This is a genomic window from Streptomyces sp. NPDC048483, from assembly GCF_040651455.1.
In the GTDB taxonomy this organism is placed as follows: Bacteria; Actinomycetota; Actinomycetes; order Streptomycetales; family Streptomycetaceae; genus Streptomyces.
Genome location: NZ_JBEZJZ010000139.1, coordinates 1 through 18353, shown reverse-complemented (window position 1 = coordinate 18353; position 18353 = coordinate 1). Strand labels below are relative to the sequence as shown.

Below are 18353 nucleotides of genomic sequence, written 5' to 3'. Positions count from 1 at the left end.
GCCAGTAGATGGAGGAGGGAAGCGGCCCGATCGGATTGCGCAGTGATCCCACGCGGAAACTCTACGAGAGATCAGCGCACAGACCGGCGTGTCTCTTCGCCCATCGGTAGAGCGCGGTCGGCTAGAGCGTGCCCCTTTGATGGGTGGAGGGAACCGGCGCGGGAGGAGGCAGAGTCCATCGATGCGCAAGATCGTCAGTGGGCGCAAAGGAGTTTGAGGTGACCGGCACAGCCACCCGATACCTCTATCTCGTCCGGCACGGCGAGGCTTCGCCGGACGAGAGTGGGCTTACCCGGGTTGGCCGTCGGCAGGCCACGCTGCTCGGCCAACGTCTCCGGGACGTCCCCTTCGCAGCTCTTCATCATGGTCCGCTGCCCCGATCAGAGCAGACCGCACGCCTGATCGGCGACCAGGTGAAGAACGTCCCCGTGCATGTCGCGGAAGTTGCTGGTGACTACGGTGATCCTCTGTACGAGCCGGAGACCATTGCCTTCGGCGGCGCCGACGGAATGACGATTGCTCACGCCTTGTTCCCAACCGACAGCGTCGGCGTGCTCGACTACCTCCAGCACGCCACCAGCGGCACGACGGGCCTCGACGCCAAGGCGATGAGGGGGCCAGCGTCGAGTGCGTGCCCAGGAGTCCTCGGCGTCTTCGAGCCGGCGGTCGACGTCGGCCTCGAGGTCGAATCGGTCGGAGGAGATGCGGAGGTATGCGCCGGGACGCTTGGGGCGTAGGCGGCCAGGTGGTCGTAGAGGTGGGGGGCAGCCTGGCCCCCAAGGGCGGGGACGTCGAAGTCTTCCCAGACAGCTGGGGTTATGGCTGGGGCAGTGGACACGGTGTCGGCTCCTGGGCGCTCGGCGGCTCCGATACCGGGTGCTTTCCGTCGAACGCAGGGGTTTGGTGGTGCCGTGGATCCGCCGTAGGATCCGCGGCCGCCCGTGTGGATCCTGATCACCATGCGCATGGACTTCGATCCTGCTGAGATGTCCCGCAACGAGTTCTACAAGCTGCTGACCGCGACGGTGGTGCCGCGGCCCATCGCCTGGGTGTCGACCCTTCCGCTGGTGGAACGGCCAACCTCGCCCCTGCGAAGTACTGAGGAAAGTGGTATAGGGGGCGCGATGGTAGCCCAGCCCAGCCCAGCCCAGCTCAGCCCAGCTCAGCTCTTCGCGACCACGAGTTTGCCAAACGGCTGGCGCTTGCCGCAGTGGCTGACACCGCTGAATCACCCCGGACCTCCTCAGCCGCCAGGGTGCTCATCCACCGTGAAGTGGGGCCCGCACGGGAGGACCTCGAGAGATGACCAGGAGGAGCGTCCGGAGGTGCAGCCAGTGCGCTGCTCCGCTGCCCGGGGGCAGCCGACGGTCGCGCCGGTACTGCGGCTCGGTCTGCCGCACCAGGACATGGTGAGTGATGCGGGCCCGTCGCGCTCAGCTCGACGCCGGCGGCGCGGCGCTGTGGGCTCTGATCGAGGGCCGCCATCACCCCTGGCCCCGGCTCGAGTGCCCGGAGTGCGGCTCGAGCTGGTTCGCCAGCGACACCCCGTTCCTCACCATGAAGCGGTAGGACGAAGGTGCCCCGTCTCCAACGACTTTGCCTCTGTCGCACCGGACGTTCTCGGATTCGCACTTCAGGGGCAAGGCCAAATGAGAGAGTCCCGGCTGGCCCTCGCGGAGCATCGGACCGGGTTTTGCCGGTAGATCGGTGATCTTGATACCGGATCGGCTGATCGCGTGGCTGGCGCAGGAGGTGTGCCCGGTCGAGCTCGCTGACTGCCGCTCTTCCCCTCGCCTCGGTCTTGCCTGACGTGAGAGAGGACGGGATCGGTGTGAGACTGGGCACGGAAGGGGTGATCCCGTGTCGGAACCACCGCACGCGTCCTCCGGTCCCGACACCTCCGTCGACGAGAATCGGCTGGAAGAGCTGATCATCGAGGCGCAGACGGCCCTGCCAGTCGAAATGCCCGCCCTGGCGAAGCGGTGCGCCTCGGTCCTCGGTCTGGACACCGCGCTGATTTACGTCGTCGACCTGCAGCAACGGCTGCTCATCCCACTCGACGAGGCCTTGGAACCGCTGCCGGTGGATCGTTCGTCGGCCGGCTGGGCGTACCGCACGGTCTCCCCGCGGGTGGCCGAGGCCGACGACGGCTTGATCGTCTGGATGCCTCTGGTCGACGGTGCGGAGCGGCTGGGCGTGCTGGAGGTGCGGACCGCCTCGCTCGACGGGGTACGGATGCGCCGGAGCCAGATCCTGGCCCATTTGTTCGCCATGCTGATCACGTCCAAGCGCGGCTACAGCGACTGGCTGGCCGCCCGCACCCGCACCGCGACCATGCAGTTGCCCGCCGAGATGCTGCGCGCCTTCCTGCCACCCCACACCATCGGCAGCAGCAGATGCGTCTCGACCGCGGTTCTGGAACCGGCGTACGAGATCGCCGGCGACGCCTTCGACCACTCGGTGGTCAAGAACGTGCTGCACACCATGATCCTCGACGCCATGGGTCACGATCTGACCGCCGGCCTGACCACGTCGGTCGCCATGGCGGCGGCGCGGAACGCCCGCCGCGGCGGTGGCGATCTGGCCGACGTCGTCGGCTCCATCGACCAGGCGCTCGCCCAGTGGGTGCCCGACCAGTTCTGCACCGGCGTGCTGTGCCGGCTCGACGCCGAGACCGGGGTGCTGCGCTGGGTCAATTGCGGCCACCCCCCACCGCTGCTGATCCGTGCCGAGCGGGTGCTCGCCGGGGCGCTGGACAGCCCCCCGCAGCCGCCGATCGGCCTGGCCGGCCCGCTTGCCCCGGAAGCCCGGCAGGTCCACGAGACGACGCTGGAACCGGGCGATTGCGTCCTGCTCTATACCGACGGTGTCGTGGAAGCGCGCGACGCGGACGGTGCGGAGTTCGGCCTCGACCGGTTCACCGACTTCATCATCCGCTCCAACGCCGCCGGCCAGCGCCCGGCCGAGGTGCTGCGGCTGCTCATCCACGCCACACTCGATTACCAGCGCAATCAACTGCGGGACGACGTGACCATCTTGCTCTTCGAATGGCGCCCGCAGTACCGGTGACGCGGTGTTGCGCCGAGCCTCGCTGTGCTGGTGGGCTGCGCTCGTGGGTTGCCTTCGGCCGGGTGGGGTACTCGACCTGGCAGCTCCTCCGCGGTGGCCCGGGTGGGGAATCCGACGCCAAGTCGATGCGTCGCCGTGCGACGGACTCGGACGTGGTGATGGCAGCAGCGGTGTGCCCAGAGGTACGGGCCGCGCAGCGGCGAATTGTGGGCACCGTGGCGGCTCCGGCGTGCTGAACAGTGACGGGATCCGCCATGTGGCGGTAGGCCGACTGCGGCGAGTGGACGGCCACGGCCGCCGAAGACGGGAAGGACCTGGAGCTGCTGGAGGTGCCGTACATGATCGTGGCTGCCTTCCGCTTCCCGCTCGCCGGCTCCTCGAACAAGGCCATGCGGCGCGGGGAGGAGATCCGCATCGTCCGGAGCGACCTGACGCACCTGACGCGGTGGATGCCTCGCTGAAGGAGTCCATCGGCGACATCCCGGGGATTGCCCGGGCTGGAGCTTCCGGTGGGTCCAGCCCTGCGCCAAGGGCATAGCGATCAGCAACCTCGCCCTGTCGGCGGACTGGCCCGTGTGGTCGAAGAAGCAGGCCCGCGCGGCCGGCCTGGTCTGCGCGGAATGCGGCTGGCGCTGCGCTGTGAGGAGCCCCTTGGAACACCGCAGGAGACGGAGACTCAACAGAGGACCCGGTAGAAGACCCATTGGGTCTCCCAATGGGAGACCCAATAGAGGACTCACTAGAGGACCCGTTTCGGTGCGTGAATTGCCGCTGTGACCAGCCATGGTGAGTGGGTGAGAACTCCGACAACCCTCTACGCACCCTTGTTTGCGACACGCCCTGTGAGGAGGCAGGCGTGGACGATGCCGGAGGGCGGGTGCGGGAGTTGCCGAAACGTCCCAATAGCTCCGCTATCGAGACGCTCCGGCGCCTTGCGATGCACCGCACCAGACCCCGCGGCCTTCCCGACCCTGACCCATCGGACAGGCCCTAGCTACTCCCGCCCGTGGGGGATCCCGCCCCCGCGGCCGTCGTCCTGCCCTCCCCGCACCGGGCCCACGCCGCCGGAGTGCGGCGCGCGGTGCTCCTGAGTGCCTTCTCCTTTCTGGAAGGCGGGCCGACCGTGGGCCTGGTACACCAGGCGCTGCCGGGCATCTTCGACGAGTGGGCGGTGCTGCGACGGTCCTGGTTCATGCAGACTTCCGGCACCCGGTTGCGGTCGGCGCCGGGCGGTGCGGATCGGCGTCGCCGGCCGGTCAGAGAGTGAAGGCGCCGCGGAAGCGCTCCAGGGCGAGGACGTCGTCACCGGAAGCCCACGCCTCCATCGCGTCGTGCCGCGGTAGCTGAGGTCACCCAATTGCCGTGCGACGGCTTGGTGGTCGGCTTCTCCGGTGCAGGGGGCCGCTGTTGGGCAGTGCGTTCATTTTTTGAAGTGATGTCGGCAGTCTTGACGCCCATCCTTACGCCGAGTTAACTCAAGCCGTGCATCAGGTCTGGACCAGTCTGAACTGCTCTGGTCCAGACGTCGTTCCCGGTCGGCCGATCCGACTGTGCACCGCTTCCCGGAGGGCAGTCAGCCATGGCTTGAGCGTCCAGGTCTTCAACGCTCCTTCAGGGCTCCGGTGTACACGCACTTCTGACGGCAGTGCGGCCGTCTTCGGGCCGACGCCCGCTCCCCCCACCGCACAGGAGCCCTTATGAGTTCACCAGCACGGCACGGAAGCAGATCGCGGTCACGGCACATACGCCGCGCCCACCGGTGCACGATCGGCGTGGTCGCCGCTGCGCTCATCGGCGGCACCACGACCGCGGCGGCCGGCGCCGTACCGTCCGACGGGCCCAAGGCGGCCGACGCGCCGCAGGCCGTGGCCCCGTACCTGTACAACGGGTGGGGCAACCCGCCCGATCCCGCCACGGTGATGGACGCCACCCGCGTCAAGTGGTTCACCCTGGCCTTCGTCCTCAGCGACGGTACGTGCGATCCGCAGTGGGACGGCAGCCGTCCCCTCACCGGCGGCGTCGACGCACGGACCGTAGACGCGATCCGCGCCAAGGGCGGCGACGTCGTCCCCTCCTTCGGCGGGGCCGGCGGCAGCAAGCTGGAACAGACCTGCCCGGACGCCTCGGCCCTGGCCGGCGCGTACCAGAAGGTGATCGACGCCTACGGCCTGAAGGCGATCGACATCGATATCGAGGGCGATGCCTACGACGACCCCCAGGTGCAGCAGAAGACGATCAACGCGCTGAAGCAGGTGAAGGCCCACAACTCCGGCCTGACGACGTACGTCACGTTCCCCAGCGCCCAGAACGGCCCGGACGACAGCATGATCAAGCGGGCCGCGGGCTCCGGGCTGGAGGTGGACGGTTGGACGATCATGCCGTTCGACTTCGGCGACGCGGGCGGTCAGGACATGGGTGAGCTGACGAAGAAGGCCGCCGAGGGTCTGAAGAACACGGTCAAGGACGCATACGGCTACAGCGACGACGTGGCCTATCGGCACAGCGGCATCTCGTCGATGAACGGCATCACCGACGCCAACGAGCGGGTCACACCGCAGAACTTCGAAGCCATCCGCACCTACGCCCAGGAACACCACCTCGCCCGCCTCACCTACTGGTCGGCCAACCGCGACCGCCCGTGCCCCGGCGCCTATCCCAACGACGACACCTGCTCCGGCGTGGACCAGGAACCCTGGCAGTTCACCAAGATCTTCGCCGGATACACGGGCTGAGCGGGGGCATCGTGAAGCTGAACATGACCCGCGACGAGTCGGGCCGGCCGCGCCATCGCAGGCGCCGCGCCCTGCCCGCCGCTGCCGCCGCTCTCGTCCTCGCGGCCGGCACCGTGGCCCTCCTTTCTCCCCAGAGCGCGAGCGCAGGACCCGAACACCCCACACCGCAGAAGCACCTCACCGCAGCGGACGCCCCGGACCTCGGCCCCAACGTTGACATCTTCGACCCGTCGATGCCCAAGGACCAGATCCAGTCCCGGCTCGACACCGTCTTCAAGGAGCAGGAGAAGAACCAGTTCGGCGAGGAACGACACGCGCTGCTGTTCAAGCCGGGCAAGTACGACGTGGACGCCAACATCGGCTTCTCCACACAAATCGCCGGGCTCGGCCTGTCGCCCGACGACACCGACATCAACGGCGATGTGCATGCCGAGGCCGACTGGTTCGGCGACAACGCGACGCAGAACTTCTGGCGCGGCGCCGAGAACCTGGCCGTGACCCCGGTGAACGGCACCGACCGGTGGGCCGTCTCGCAGGCCGCGCCGTTCCGCCGGATGCATGTGAAGGGCGATCTGCAGCTGGATCCGCGGAACCACGGCTGGTCCAGCGGCGGGCTGCTCGCCGACACCAAGGTGGATGGTTCGGTCTCCTCCGGGTCGCAGCAGCAGTACCTCTCCCGCAACACCGAGTGGAGCAGCTGGAACGGCTCCAACTGGAACATGGTGTTCGTCGGAGCGACCAACCCGCCGGCCGGCAACTTCCCCCAGCCGCCGTACACCACGGTGGACAAGACCCCCAAGTCCCGGGAGAAGCCGTTCCTCTACGTCGATGACTCGGACGCGTACAAGGTCTTCGTCCCCGACGTCGCCGCGGACACCCAGGGCACCACCTGGTCCGGCGGCGCCCCGAAAGGCACATCCCTGCCGCTGGGTGACTTCTTCATCGCCAAGCCCGGCATGACGGCGTCCCAGATCAACGGCGCGCTGAACCAGGGCAAGCACCTGCTGTTCACGCCCGGTGTCTACCACCTGGACGACACGATCAAGGTGACGAAGCCGGATACCGTGGTGCTCGGCCTCGGCCTGGCCACCCTCGTCCCCGACGGCGGGGTCACCGCCCTCTCGGTGGCCGACGTCGACGGAGCGAACATCGCGGGTCTGCTGATCGACGCCGGCCGGGAGACCTCGGCCACGCTGATGGAGATGGGTCCGAAGGGCGCTTCGGCGGACCACTCCGGCAATCCGTCCTCGCTGCACGACGTCTACTTCCGGGTCGGCGGCGCGGGCGTCGGCAAAGCGACCAAGAGCCTCGTCGTCAACAGCTCGGACGTCATCGGCGACCATACCTGGATCTGGCGGGCCGACCACGGCGACGGGGTCGGCTGGACGCAGAACACCGCGGACAGCGGACTGACCGTCAACGGCGACGACGTCACGATGTACGGCCTGTTCGTCGAGCACTACCAGAAGGACCAGGTGGTCTGGAACGGCAACCACGGCCGGACGTACTTCTTCCAGAACGAGATGCCCTACGACCCGCCGGACCAGGCGGCCTGGATGGACGGCGACACCAAGGGCTACGCCGCGTACAAGGTGGCCGACAATGTCACCGACCACCAGGCGTACGGGCTGGGCAGCTACTGCTACTTCAACGTCAACAAGTCCGTCGCCGCCGACCGCGCCTTCCAGGTACCCCGTGCGAACGGCGTGAAGCTCCACCACATGGTGACGGTCTCGCTCGGTGGTACGGGCACGATCAACCATGTCGTCAACGACCAGGGCGGCCCGGCGAACACGGACCACCAGCAGGCCTACGTGGTGGACTACCCGTAGCCCGCCAGCCCACCCACTCCTTCCACCCCTCCCCACACCGAACGGCCGCCGGCTCCAACGGCGGCCGTTCGCGTGTTCCCCCGTCCGGGGTCCAGCCGTCGACGTATCCCTCGTTGAAGAGATCGAGCCGGGAAGCTCCAGCGCGGGCACAGCCCCTGCGACCTCCCGACAGGGCACCCCGAGGACAGCGGCGCCGCACTCCCGCCCTTTCACAGGGGAAGTGCGGCTGGTCGAGGTGCGCCACGAAGAATTTGTCTTCCCGGCGTACTTGACCCCGCATCGGCCGGGGTGCCTCCACAGCAACGGAGCCTACGGCGTGTCGAAGGCCACGCTCGTCCACGCGGCGCGCAGCGCCTTCTTGTCCACCTTGCCGACCTTGGTCGTCGGCAGCTGGTCCAGCAGCACCGTCTTCCGGGGCGTGTACAACTCTCCCAACTCGGCGGTCACCGCCGCGCCGACCGCCTCCGGGTCGACGTCAGCACCCTCGGCCGTGGCCAGGAAGATCTGTACGGCCTCCCCGTACTCCTCGTCCGGCACACCCAGCGCCGCCGCGTTGCGCACACCGGGCAGCGTGAGCAGGAAATCCTCCAGGACCCTGGAGTAGACGTTGTCGCTGGTACTGCCGGTGACGATGATGTCCTTGGCCCGGTCGACGAGATAGAGGTACCCCTCGGCGTCGAGATAACCCATGTCCCCGGTGCGCAGCCAGCCGTCGTGCAGCGCCGCCGCGGTGCGCTCGGGGTCCTCGTAGTAGCCGAGCATCACCGTCTCGCCGCGGACGCACACCTCGCCGACCTGCCTGACGGGCAGTGCCGCCGCGCTGTCTTCACCACGGATCTCGATCTCGACGTCGGATATCGCGCGACCGCAGCTGCGCCAGAGATCGGGGCGCCGGGCGCCCTCCGAGGCGAGATCCTCCGCACCGAAGGCGGTGATACCGAGCGCCTCCGACTGCCCGTAGCCCTGGCTGAGCACGGGCCCGAACACCTCGACCCCCTGCTGCAGCCGGCTGGGCGACGTGGCTGCGCCGCCGACGACGATCCGCCGCAGCGCGGGCAGGGCGCCCGGCTCGCACTCCGGGTGGTCGAGAACCGCGTACAGCATGGGCGGTACGAACATGGTGGCGGTGATCCGCTCCTCGCGCAGTACTGTCAGCGCCGCGCCCGCTTCGAACTCGGGCAGCACGACGAGGGCGGACCCTGTCACCAGAGCCTGGACCGAGGTGAGGTGGCCGCTGCCATGAGTGAGCAACGTGGAGGCGAGCACCCTGTCCGTGCCCGGGTCCATGGTCGGGAAGAACGCGGAGCCGGAGTTCTGCGGGGCGTCGTCCACCAGATCCACCAGCGCGTCGTAGAGCCGGTGACTGTGCGCGGCGAGCTTGGGGCGGCCCAGGGTTCCGCCGGTGTAGAGGACGGTGACGGCTTCGTCCGCTCCCGGGTCGGGCACGCCGTCGGGGCGCACGTCCGGGCACTGGGCCGCCAGGGCCAGCAGGTCCGTGCACTGCTGCTCGCAGGGCCCGAGGCTGAGCAGCACGGGGGCGTGGACGCTGCGGCCGACCGCGTCGGCGGCCCGTTGTGCGAAGAGCGGGTCGGTGACCACGGCGCGCGCCCGGGACTGCTCGACCAGCGCGGCAAGCTCGCCGGGCCCTGGCTCGGGCGGCAGGAACACGACGCGGCAGCCGATGAGATGGACGGCGAGCTGCACCAGGACGGAGTCGACGCGATTGGCCAGAAACAGCCCCACTCCGTCGCCGGGCGCGAGCCCCTGCCCGCGCAGTGCATGCCCCAACCTGAACAGCCGCCGCCGAGCCTCCCCCCTAGTCAGCCGCTGCGCTCCCTGGACGAGCGCCTCGGCGTCCTCGTCCTTGTACCAATGCTCCAGAATGCGGTCCACGTACGTCCGCTGCTCGGATATTTCCTGTGCTTTAACGATCACCAACACATGCAAACATGCTGCTCAGAAGACGTGGCCTCACGGGGGCCACCTTCGGCCATCGGCTGGCGGAGTACCATGCCCATGCCTTGATGAATTGAGTATTCGCAGGTCAGTTGAGCGCCTGAGAGAGCGCACGGAACGCCCGTCATCATGGCGGGGAAACGCTCCCCGTGGTGTGGCCCCAGCAGGCTTTTGCACGGAGACCGCCGGGCCGACAGCAAGGTCGGCCCGGCGCGCCGCGCGAACAACAGGTCGCTGCCCGCGGGGGTGTGGATCCTGCCCATGACCAGGATCTCCATAGACGGTCTGTCTGGCCCTACAGGGCGCACGGGCAATCCTCGCGCGCCCTTCAGCAGCCGAATCTTCCTCCACGTTTTCATCAAAGCCCGGCCAACAGCCTTTGTGCTGATCCGCTTCCGTTCGAGGCGTGTGGGCGGGGCTGGATGGCAGGAAGGCCCGTAGCACCCCGACAAGCAGCGCTACCCGGCCCACCGCTCTGACGGCCGGGCGGCTGCTGGGATACTACGGTCACGGATGCCGGCAGGCGGCGCCGAGTTCGGCATACGGGGATGGTATGGGTAAGGGGAAGTCGCGCGCCGTGCTGCGGCGGGGGCTGGTATTCGGTCTGCGGGCCGGGGCAATCCCGTCGGGCGCCGGCGCCGTGCTGTGGGTGACGGTGATGGCGACGCGGCTCACCGGCGGCCCGGGCGGCAGCACCCTGGAGGATCCGGTGTTGGCCGCCGTCGCCGTGCTGGGTTCGCTCGCCGTGGGAGTCCTGATCGGCGCGGTCATAGGCGTGGTGCTGGCCTACGCTCCGCTCCGGCTGGTCTCCAGCGGACCGCTGCGGGCGCTGGTCTGTTTCGTGCTCGCCGGGACGCTGGCCTTCGGCGAGGTGGTGGTCATGGCGGAGGCGGACGGCGGCCCCGCGATGCTCCTCGCGACGCTGCTGGCCATGCCCGTGGTCGGCGTGGTCACCGCGGCGCGCAGCCAGGACATCGCCGCGGCCCGGATTGGCCCCGGAGGCCGACACCTCGGGCCCGCGGACACGTACCTCAAGTAGCGGGGCCGCTCTGCCCCCGTCAACCTTCCCGATGGAACGGGCAAACCGTGCCCCTCAACGCCGCACCGCTTCCTCGCCGCGCTGCTCTCCCTGTCCATGGCGGCCCCGTTCCTCGTAGCCCTCGACCAGGCCACCCGAACCGTCGCCGCGCGCGTCCGCGGCGAACTCCCGGTCGGTGGCTCCCACCGCGGCGGTGGCATCGGCGAGCGACGCCGGTTACGGCTACTGCTGCAGCCATTCCGTAAGGGCTTCGCCGGGCGGGAGTTCGCGGCATTCCTCGCCGAACGCCTCAGCGTCCATCTGGTGAGGCCGGACCGCAAGGACGATCTGGCCGACGCCACCGACGGTTCCTGCCCCGCCGACGACTTCACCGCCTGCCTCTACTCCTCGTCATTGGTGGCAGGATGCTTTCCCCGCTCCTCCGCCAGGATTCCGCTGATCACGCTGGCCTGGCCGCCCGCATCGTCGCGGTCCTCGCCTGCCGGAGCGTTCAGGCTCCGGCCGTGGCCTATCACGTGATGGAGCCGGAACATCAACACCACGATGGGTTATGCCGCCATCTACCCTGCGGAGGCAATCGAGGCGCACCGGGCGTTCATCGCCCGACGCCGCACTCTTGGGCCTGCTGAAGAGTATCGGTCCGTGACTTCAGAGGTGGGAAGAGTCCTCGGTCACTTCGAGCGGAGGAAGCTCGACCTTGGGCGGTGCGGCCGCGCTTACGGGACGGATTGCGCCCACGAGCACGCATGCGTTCGATGCCCCGTCCTTATCGTCGGGTCGGAAGACCGCGGCCGGCTGGCGGAGATCCAACAGAACCTCGAGGACAGAATCACCGAAGCGCAAACCGAAGGATGGCTCGGTGAAGTTGAAGGACTCTCGGTCAGCCTTGCTGCCGCGGAGGAGAAGATTGCCCAGCTGGACGCCCGATTGGCTCGACAGAAATCGTCGGTGTTCCTTGGGCCCCCGACGCTCAGCCAGATGACGGTCCGAACCTCTGAGGGCACATGAAGAAGCCTCTTCGCGGAGATTGAGGATCAGCGAGCGCGGGGCTGTCGGCGTACGGGTTCCGATGCAGAGTCAGGTACGCCAGACGTACACAGGTCAGGATGCTTAGTGCGCCGACCCGGCAGCACGCTTCCGCTACTCACGCCGAGTTATCGGTAGAGGCCGGCCGCCCTCGGATCGCGGCAGATCCGGATGTCCGATCAAGGCGCATCGGCTTCCAGCCGACCGCTGGCCGCAGAGCAGTCGGTCACGTGCGGGGTCGGCTGGTGATGCCGTCCAAGACGGTGGTCAGGTTGTGGTTGAAGGTTTCCTCGGCATTGAGGTGGGCGCCGTCGATGACGAGCCGGCCGGCCGGGGCCTACTCCCTGGCTGGTACCGACGTCCTCGTCACTCGACCGCCATCGGCACCGAGCCCCCGGCCACCCCGGCTTCGACACCCAGCCGGTGTAGCGGAAGGTCATCACCGGCAACGCCATCGCCAACGCCACCTTCATGATCGTGCCCAACCGCATCGGCACCGAAGGCCCGCTCACCTTCTACGGCAGCTCCTTCATCGTCGACCCCTACGGCCGGGCGCCGCCCAGGCACCGCGGGACGAGGCAGCCGTTCTCGTCGCCGCCTCGTCGAGGCATCGACTCGACCCTGGCCTTCCTCCGCGCCAAGCAAGCCGAAGCCGCACGCCTCTCCAAGAGGCCCGTCACCGACCTCGGCATCCCACGTCGCCGTCCCGAGGAGACCCAGCGATCCACAACGAACCTCGATCGAGTGGAGTGCAGAGAAGGAGCCTGCTGTGTAACGGCGTCCTGCTCTTCGCGTTTATGTCGATCTCTGGTGCTGGTGCGGGCGTTGAGCAGTGGTGTTGCGAGATGGACATGTCCTCACCGGGTTGTGGCCGTGGTGGTGCTCGGGGCGATGCCGATCTCCGAAAATCCCGTTCTCTGCCCGTGACAACCAGCTGGTTCGGTTTTCCTGCGGTGTTGGGCTCAGTGAACGGACAACCCGCCGTCGACGAAGATCGCCTGCCCGGTGACGTAGCCGGAGGCACGGCCGGCCAGGAACACCGCCGCTCCGGCGAAGTCCTCGGCCAGGCCGTTGCGACCGACCATCGTGCGCGCGGCCAGTGCCGCCACCTTCTCCGGGTCGGACGACAGCCGCGCATTGAGCGGGGTCATGACGAAGCCAGGTACCAGTGTGTTGCAGGTGACGCCGTGTGGCGACCACGCCTCAGCCTGAGAACGGGTCAGCGACTCCAGTGCCCCCTTGGAGACCCCGTAGGCGCCGCTCTGGACGAACGCCCGGTGCGCCTGCTGGGAGGTGATGTGGATGATCCGCCCGAAGCCCCGCTCGGCCATGCCGGGACCGAACCGCTGGCCCAGCAAGTAGGGCGCCTCCAGGTTCACCGCCATCGTGGCATCCCACACGTCCTCGTCCAGCTCGCCCATCGGCGGCCGCAGGTTGATCCCGGCGCTGTTGACGAGAATGTCGGGCTCGCCGAACGCCTCGGCTGCCTGATCCGCTGCCGCGCGCACTCCATCGCGGCTGCTCAGGTCGGCGCTCACCCAGGCCGTCCGGCAGCCGTCCGCTGCCAGCTCGTCGACCGTGGCGGCCAGTTCCGACACCTTGCGCGCCACGACCACCACGCTCGCCCCCGCTCGCGCGAGAGCCCCGGCGATGGCTCGGCCGATACCGGAACTGCCTCCCGTCACCACGGCGACCCGGTCGTCCAGCGAGAACAGTTCGGAGAGATAGCTCTGCGAGATCATGTTCGCACCCTAGACGGCATGTCCACGGCGACAGTGCCCGGGGCGGAACGCATTATTGGGTGGGGAAAATCGAAGAACTCCATCACGGGCCCAGCAGGGGCCGATCACGGTGTTAGCCGATGGTTGGGCCAGGGGGCGGAGTCGACGGATCTCGCCGTGGGCGGTCTCCAGTCTCCGGGTGAGGTCGACGACTTGGCCGCGAAGTTGCCGGTTGCGTTCCAACGCAGTCTCCAGCCTGCATGGCAAGGAAGTGTCGCTCGCCGCGCGCCTTGCGTTCCGGCGCGGTGCCGGGGCTCGTTGCTGAAGTTGGTTGATCGCGGTGATGAGGTCGGTCTGTGAAGTTCCCCCGTGTGCTTGGACACTCCATGTCTGTGCTGGGGGAAGGCAGCGGCGGTGGTCACGCGGTGAGCTCCTCGGGACGCAGGGGAAGTTCGTCATCCCGGTCGTCAAACTGACCGTCTGCCGTGGTGAGGACGGCGGGATCGAACCGGTCCAGCACCTGCTGGATCCGTGCGGCATAGAGGCCGAAGACAGCCATGAACTGGGCCCAGGCATCTGCTGCCACTGCCGGGAGAAGAAAGCCTTCATCCGCAGCAGGTTCGCCGCGTGCCGCGGGGCGAAGACCGTGAGCGGACAGAGCAGGCAGACCCAGGGGCGGGCCGGACACGGCTTGCCCTTCGGACCGTGCAGCCCAGGAAGCTGGTCACCGCAGGCGGCCGAGAACACGTCCATCTGCCGCCGATCAGTTCGGCGATCACTGTGTCGTCCAGGTCCAGGGCTGCCATCAGCTGCGGGTAGTCGCCAGCGAGTGCGGCCGCGTCGTCCTCGGTAATGACCATCGGCGGATGCGAACGTCGCAGCATGTCGTGCTGGGCGTCCTCGACGATCGTCTCAACCGCGCGTTGCAGGGTCGGCGTCGCGGCGGTCAGATAGTGGTCGCCCTCGACGGCCGGAGTGTGGTTTGGATCGATGGTCGCCCGCCCGCTGCCGGTCCAGGTGCCTTTGTCCCGCATCGCCTCGTGCGTGGTGCGGATCCGGGACCGGTGGATCTTCAGCGGTCGGCCGTCGTCCCCGACCACAGCGTGCCGCTGGACCCAGCGCTGGATGGCGACGCGGTCGAACTGTCTGACCGGGCGATCTCCGCCGGCCCGGCTCAGGCCCAGCCACAATTTGCGGCGTTCTTCGGACGGAACGAAGCTTCGCAGCAGTGTGGAGTGGGCGAGCCGCTGTTCCAGCAGCCGGACGGACCGACGGGGAAGAGTCACGCTCTCCACCGCAGTGCGGCCCTTGATGTAGGAGAGCAGGATCGTGGCGTCGCCGGCCCAGTCGATGGCGTCCGTGACGAGGTCGTCGATGCCGTCGGGGACGATGCCAGAGTAGACGCCGAACAGCAGCCGTTGCTGAGATGTCCCGCAACGAGTTCTACAAGCCGCTGACTGCGATGGTGGTGCCGCGGCCCATCGCCTGGGTGTCGACCCATTCCGCCGATGGAACGGCCAACCTCGCCCCTGCGAAGTTCTGACCAAGCCCATCGCCGTATGTCTACGCAGCCGACGATGTCGCCGGTGACCTGTGCTCGCCCGGTTTCAGCGGAACAAGACAGGGCGAGTCCTCATACGCCCGCAGGCAGCGTTTGCTCGCACCAGATGACCTTGCCGCTGGTGGTCTGCCGCGTACCCCAGCGCTGCGTGAGCTGTGCGACGAGCAGCAGGCCCCGGCCGCCCTCGTCGAACACGCGGGCCCGGCGCAGGTGCGGTGCGGTGTTGCTGCCGTCGGTCACCTCGCAGATCAGCGCGCGGTCGCGAATCAGTCGCAGTCGGATCGGAGCGGCGCCGTACCGGACGGCGTTGGTGACGAGCTCGCTGACGACCAGTTCTGTGACGAATGCGGTGTCCTCCAAGCCCCATGCCGACAATTGGCGGACGGCGTCCGTACGGACCCCGGCCACCGCCGCGGGATCAGTGGGCACCTCCCAGGTCGCGACCTGCCCGATGTCGAGGCATTGGACACGGGCCAGCAGCAGGGCGGCGTCATCGACGGGGCGGGCCGGAAGCAAGGTCTCGACGACCTTGTCACACAGGGCGTCCAGCGAGAGGTCCGGGGCCGTCAGCGTCTGCTGCAGCGCCTCGAGACCTGCGTCGCTCTCGCGCTGCCGGGACTGGATCAGGCCATCGGTGTAGAGGGCGAGCAAACTGCCCTCGGGGAGTACGGTCTCCACCGCTTCGAAGGGAAGCCCGCCCAGTCCGAGCGGGGGCCCGGCAGGCAGGTCCAAGGTGGCAGTAGTGCCGTCCGGGTAGGCCACGGCGGGTGCCGGGTGTCCGGCCCGGGCGAGGCAGCAGCGGCCCGACACCGGGTCGTAGATCGCGTACAGGCAGGTGGCACCAACGTCGCCCGGGGCGGCGAACTCCGCGTCCGTCTCGGATTCGGCGGCCAGTCTGATGACAAGGTCGTCGAGTTGCGTGAGCAGCTCATCAGGGGGCAGGTCGACGTCGGCGAGGGTCCGTACGGCAGAGCGCAGTCGGCCCATGGTCGCGGAGGCGTGCATGCCGTGGCCGACCACGTCGCCGACGACGAGCGCCACCCGGGCGCCGGACAGCGGAATGACGTCGAACCAGTCGCCGCCCACCCCTAGTCGGGGATCGGCCGGCAGGTATCGGAAGGCCGCCTCCACGGCCGACAACTGCGGCAGACGTCGTGGCAGCAGGCTGTGCTGCAGGGTGAGAGCCGCCGTGCGCTCGCGGTTGAAGCGCCGGGCGTTGTCCAGACAGACAGCAGTCCGGGCGACCAGCTCCTCGGCCAGGGCCAGATCGTCGGTCTCGAACGGCTCGGGGTGCCGGGACCGGACGAAGTCCACCACTCCCAGCGTCGTACCCCGAGCGATCAGCGGCACCTCGATCCACGAGTGGAACCCGTGTTCGCGGCCTTTGGCGAGAAGCGCGGAGCCCTTCGTCAGCCACGTGTTGATGGCCGGGTCCGCCACCCGGTGCAGTTCCGACCGCCCGGTCGCCAGGCCGCGGGCCTGCGGCGAGTCCTCGGGGTAGACGGCGACATCGCCCACCCCGACCAGCGCCTCCGGCGCGCCTTCCAGAATGGACTGGTGCGCCACCCGGCGCAGCACGGCGCCGGTGATCGGTCCGGGGGGCGGCTCGCCCCCGCTCAGCAGGGTCTCCAGCACGTTGACGCTGACGAAGTCGGCGAGCCGGGGTACCGCCACGTCGGCCAGTTCCTGTGCCGTGCGCTCCAGGTCGAGGGTGCTGCCGATGCGCGTGCTGCCCTCGTTGAGAAGCTTCAGGCGGTCCTGGGCCTCCTCGGCCCGGCCGGCCAGCGCACGCAGCTCGGTGGTGTCCCGCAGCGTCGCGACCCACCCGGCGGGCCCGCCGTGGACAGCCGTAGGCCGGAGATTGACGGCCAGCAGGCGACTCCCGGACGGATGCACCTCGTCGGTGACGGTGCGCTCCGATCCCAGCAGCGCCGTCATTTCCGGGGCCAGGCCCAATGCGCCCAGAGGCAGTTTCTCCGCGCTCGCGCGCATGCCGAGCAGATGCCGGGCCTCGTCGTTGGCCAGCACCAGCCGCCTGTCGGCGTCCAGGATCAGCACACCTTCACGGACCGAGTGCAGGACGGCGTCGTGGTGCTCGTACATCTGGGTCATCTCGACGGGTCCCAGGCCATGCGTCTGGCGTTGCAGCCGCCTGCTCACCAGCGCCGCCCCGCCCGCGGCGAGGGCCAGCGAGCCCGCCGCGACACCCAAGAGGACCGGCAACTGGCGGCTGACCGTTGCGCCGACATCCACTGTCTGAACGCCCGCGGTGACGATTCCGATCACCGCGCCATGTGCGTCGGTGACGGGCACGAGGGCCCGGACCGCGCTCTGCGGCTCGCCCTCGAAGATCTCGGTGAACGGTTGGCCGGCCGCCGCCCGGCCGATGTCGCCCTGGGCAGGCCGGCCGATAAGAGACGGCCTGGGGTCGGTGTAACGGATCCCGCTCCTGTTGAGCACGGAGACGAAGCCAACGCCGGAACCGTTCCGGGCAGCTTCTGCGAGCGGCTGGAGTACCGCGGTGGGATCGGGCGATTGCAGCGCCCGCACGACGCCTGGTGAATGGGCGAAGCCCTCTGCGACAGCGAGTGACCGGTGGCGGGCATCGTTCTGGGCGTCGTTTGTGGTCTTGAGTACCAGGGCCACCATCGCGGTGGCCGCGAGCAGGAAGAGGACTGTCAGCTGCCATACGAACGCCTGGCCTGCGACGCTCCGCAAGCTGAAAAGCGACGTCAGGTAGGCCTTCCAAGACCGGCCGCCGGCCCGGCGCGATGCAGGGGCGGCTTCTCCGGTGCCATGCCCATGGCCGGGGTTCGTATGTCGTAGCCGGTGGCCTCGGCGTCTGCCGGCCCACGGGCGGCGCGGTGCGCGCCAGAGTAGGCGACCCAGTACCGAGAAGGGGCTAAACCTGCGCATACGACCATTTTCCATCGCCCTCTGCTCTCGCGAACTATGTCTCCGGGCGCGGCCGGATTCATGGCATGGCCCTCGGACCAGATCGGACGGTTCGTACGGTCGGGCCCCACGGCACCGTCCCCGCCTCCACCCAGGTTGTCCGACCTGTTGGGTGGCGTCGTCACCGCGGGAAAGGACGTGGACGGACTGCGGTGCCCTCCAGCCTGGCCAAGCAACCCGACGATCCCCGCCACGCCGAGATCTCGTTCTGGCTGTACTCCGGTGGAGGCCCCGGCGGCATGCCACAGGTCCCGCGCGAGCTGTCCCGTTCGCCGGTTCGCCCGTTCGCCCGTTCGCCCGTTCGCGCGAAGCCGGAGAAGGTACGGACGTGCCCGGTCGACCAGGAGTGCTGTCTTGCGGTCTACGGAAGCCTCATCAGCGCCGGGCGGTCTCGCTGGAACCGTGAGACCGCGACACTGGCGCTGCTGTCGTTCGCGATGCTGATCGTCTCCCTGGACCAGT

13 protein-coding genes and 5 pseudogenes are annotated in these 18353 nt (G+C 68.7%); 13 read left to right on the top strand and 5 right to left on the bottom strand.

Annotated elements, in window-relative coordinates:
• The first annotated feature begins 218 nt into the window (after positions 1–218).
• From AB0D04_RS38405 to AB0D04_RS38370, 8 genes and pseudogenes are all read left to right on the top strand, one after another.
• Positions 219–737: a histidine phosphatase family protein gene (locus AB0D04_RS38405; protein ID WP_362712042.1), complete on the top strand. Its 519-nt coding sequence runs from the start codon at positions 219–221 to the stop codon at positions 735–737.
• Positions 738–959: 222 nt separating this feature from the next.
• A pseudogene (locus AB0D04_RS38400) lies at positions 960–1090 on the top strand (flavin reductase family protein); the annotation flags it as partial.
• Between the two features lie 326 nt (positions 1091–1416).
• Positions 1417–1569, top strand: coding sequence for a hypothetical protein (locus AB0D04_RS38395; protein ID WP_362712041.1), 153 nt, complete (start codon positions 1417–1419; stop codon positions 1567–1569).
• Between the two features lie 291 nt (positions 1570–1860).
• On the top strand, positions 1861–3069 hold the full coding sequence (locus tag AB0D04_RS38390; RefSeq protein ID WP_362712040.1) for a PP2C family protein-serine/threonine phosphatase: 1209 nt from the start codon (positions 1861–1863) through the stop codon (positions 3067–3069).
• A 338-nt stretch (positions 3070–3407) separates the two neighbouring features.
• Positions 3408–3530 carry a hypothetical protein gene (locus tag AB0D04_RS38385; RefSeq protein ID WP_362712039.1) on the top strand — a complete coding sequence of 41 codons (123 nt, stop codon included), beginning with the start codon at positions 3408–3410 and terminating at the stop codon, positions 3528–3530.
• A 521-nt stretch (positions 3531–4051) separates the two neighbouring features.
• Positions 4052–4267 (top strand): annotated as a pseudogene (locus AB0D04_RS38380) (ergot alkaloid biosynthesis protein); the annotation flags it as partial.
• Between the two features lie 655 nt (positions 4268–4922).
• Positions 4923–5801, top strand: a pseudogene (locus tag AB0D04_RS38375) (chitinase); the annotation flags it as partial.
• A gap of 23 nt (positions 5802–5824) precedes the next feature.
• Positions 5825–7633: a coagulation factor 5/8 type domain-containing protein gene (locus AB0D04_RS38370; protein WP_362712043.1), complete on the top strand. Its 1809-nt coding sequence runs from the start codon at positions 5825–5827 to the stop codon at positions 7631–7633.
• A 309-nt stretch (positions 7634–7942) separates the two neighbouring features.
• Here AB0D04_RS38370 and AB0D04_RS38365 read toward each other — a convergent pair whose 3' ends face one another.
• On the bottom strand, positions 7943–9568 hold the full coding sequence (locus AB0D04_RS38365) for an AMP-binding protein (RefSeq protein WP_362712038.1): 1626 nt from the start codon (positions 9566–9568) through the stop codon (positions 7943–7945).
• Positions 9569–10142: 574 nt separating this feature from the next.
• On the opposite strand from AB0D04_RS38365, the gene AB0D04_RS38360 reads away from it, so the two are divergent.
• The 3 genes and pseudogenes from AB0D04_RS38360 to AB0D04_RS38350 form a co-directional block, all read left to right on the top strand.
• Positions 10143–10628 (top strand): hypothetical protein, encoded by a 486-nt coding sequence (locus AB0D04_RS38360; RefSeq protein ID WP_362712037.1) that lies wholly within the window; start codon positions 10143–10145, stop codon positions 10626–10628.
• A gap of 96 nt (positions 10629–10724) precedes the next feature.
• Complete coding sequence (locus AB0D04_RS38355) at positions 10725–11147, top strand: hypothetical protein (RefSeq protein WP_362712036.1); 423 nt, start codon at positions 10725–10727, stop codon at positions 11145–11147.
• Positions 11148–11983: 836 nt separating this feature from the next.
• Positions 11984–12250, top strand: a pseudogene (locus AB0D04_RS38350) (nitrilase-related carbon-nitrogen hydrolase); the annotation flags it as partial.
• Between the two features lie 366 nt (positions 12251–12616).
• On the opposite strand, the gene AB0D04_RS38345 reads toward AB0D04_RS38350, so the two are convergent.
• The 3 genes from AB0D04_RS38345 to AB0D04_RS38335 all read right to left on the bottom strand — a co-directional run bounded on the left by AB0D04_RS38345 (position 12617) and on the right by AB0D04_RS38335 (position 14661).
• Complete coding sequence (locus AB0D04_RS38345) at positions 12617–13396, bottom strand: SDR family oxidoreductase (protein WP_362712035.1); 780 nt, start codon at positions 13394–13396, stop codon at positions 12617–12619.
• A 397-nt stretch (positions 13397–13793) separates the two neighbouring features.
• Positions 13794–13961: a hypothetical protein gene (locus AB0D04_RS38340; protein ID WP_362712034.1), complete on the bottom strand. Its 168-nt coding sequence runs from the start codon at positions 13959–13961 to the stop codon at positions 13794–13796.
• A gap of 19 nt (positions 13962–13980) precedes the next feature.
• Positions 13981–14661 carry a hypothetical protein gene (locus AB0D04_RS38335; protein ID WP_362712033.1) on the bottom strand — a complete coding sequence of 227 codons (681 nt, stop codon included), beginning with the start codon at positions 14659–14661 and terminating at the stop codon, positions 13981–13983.
• Positions 14662–14801: 140 nt separating this feature from the next.
• Here AB0D04_RS38335 and AB0D04_RS38330 point away from each other — a divergent pair.
• Positions 14802–14906: pseudogene (locus AB0D04_RS38330) on the top strand (flavin reductase family protein); the annotation flags it as partial.
• Between the two features lie 102 nt (positions 14907–15008).
• On the opposite strand, the gene AB0D04_RS38325 reads toward AB0D04_RS38330, so the two are convergent.
• Positions 15009–17654, bottom strand: a complete 2646-nt coding sequence (locus AB0D04_RS38325; RefSeq protein WP_362712032.1) for a SpoIIE family protein phosphatase — start codon at positions 17652–17654, stop codon at positions 15009–15011.
• A gap of 389 nt (positions 17655–18043) precedes the next feature.
• On the opposite strand from AB0D04_RS38325, the gene AB0D04_RS38320 reads away from it, so the two are divergent.
• On the top strand, positions 18044–18353 hold a 310-nt coding region (locus tag AB0D04_RS38320; RefSeq protein WP_362712031.1), incomplete at its 3' end, for a hypothetical protein.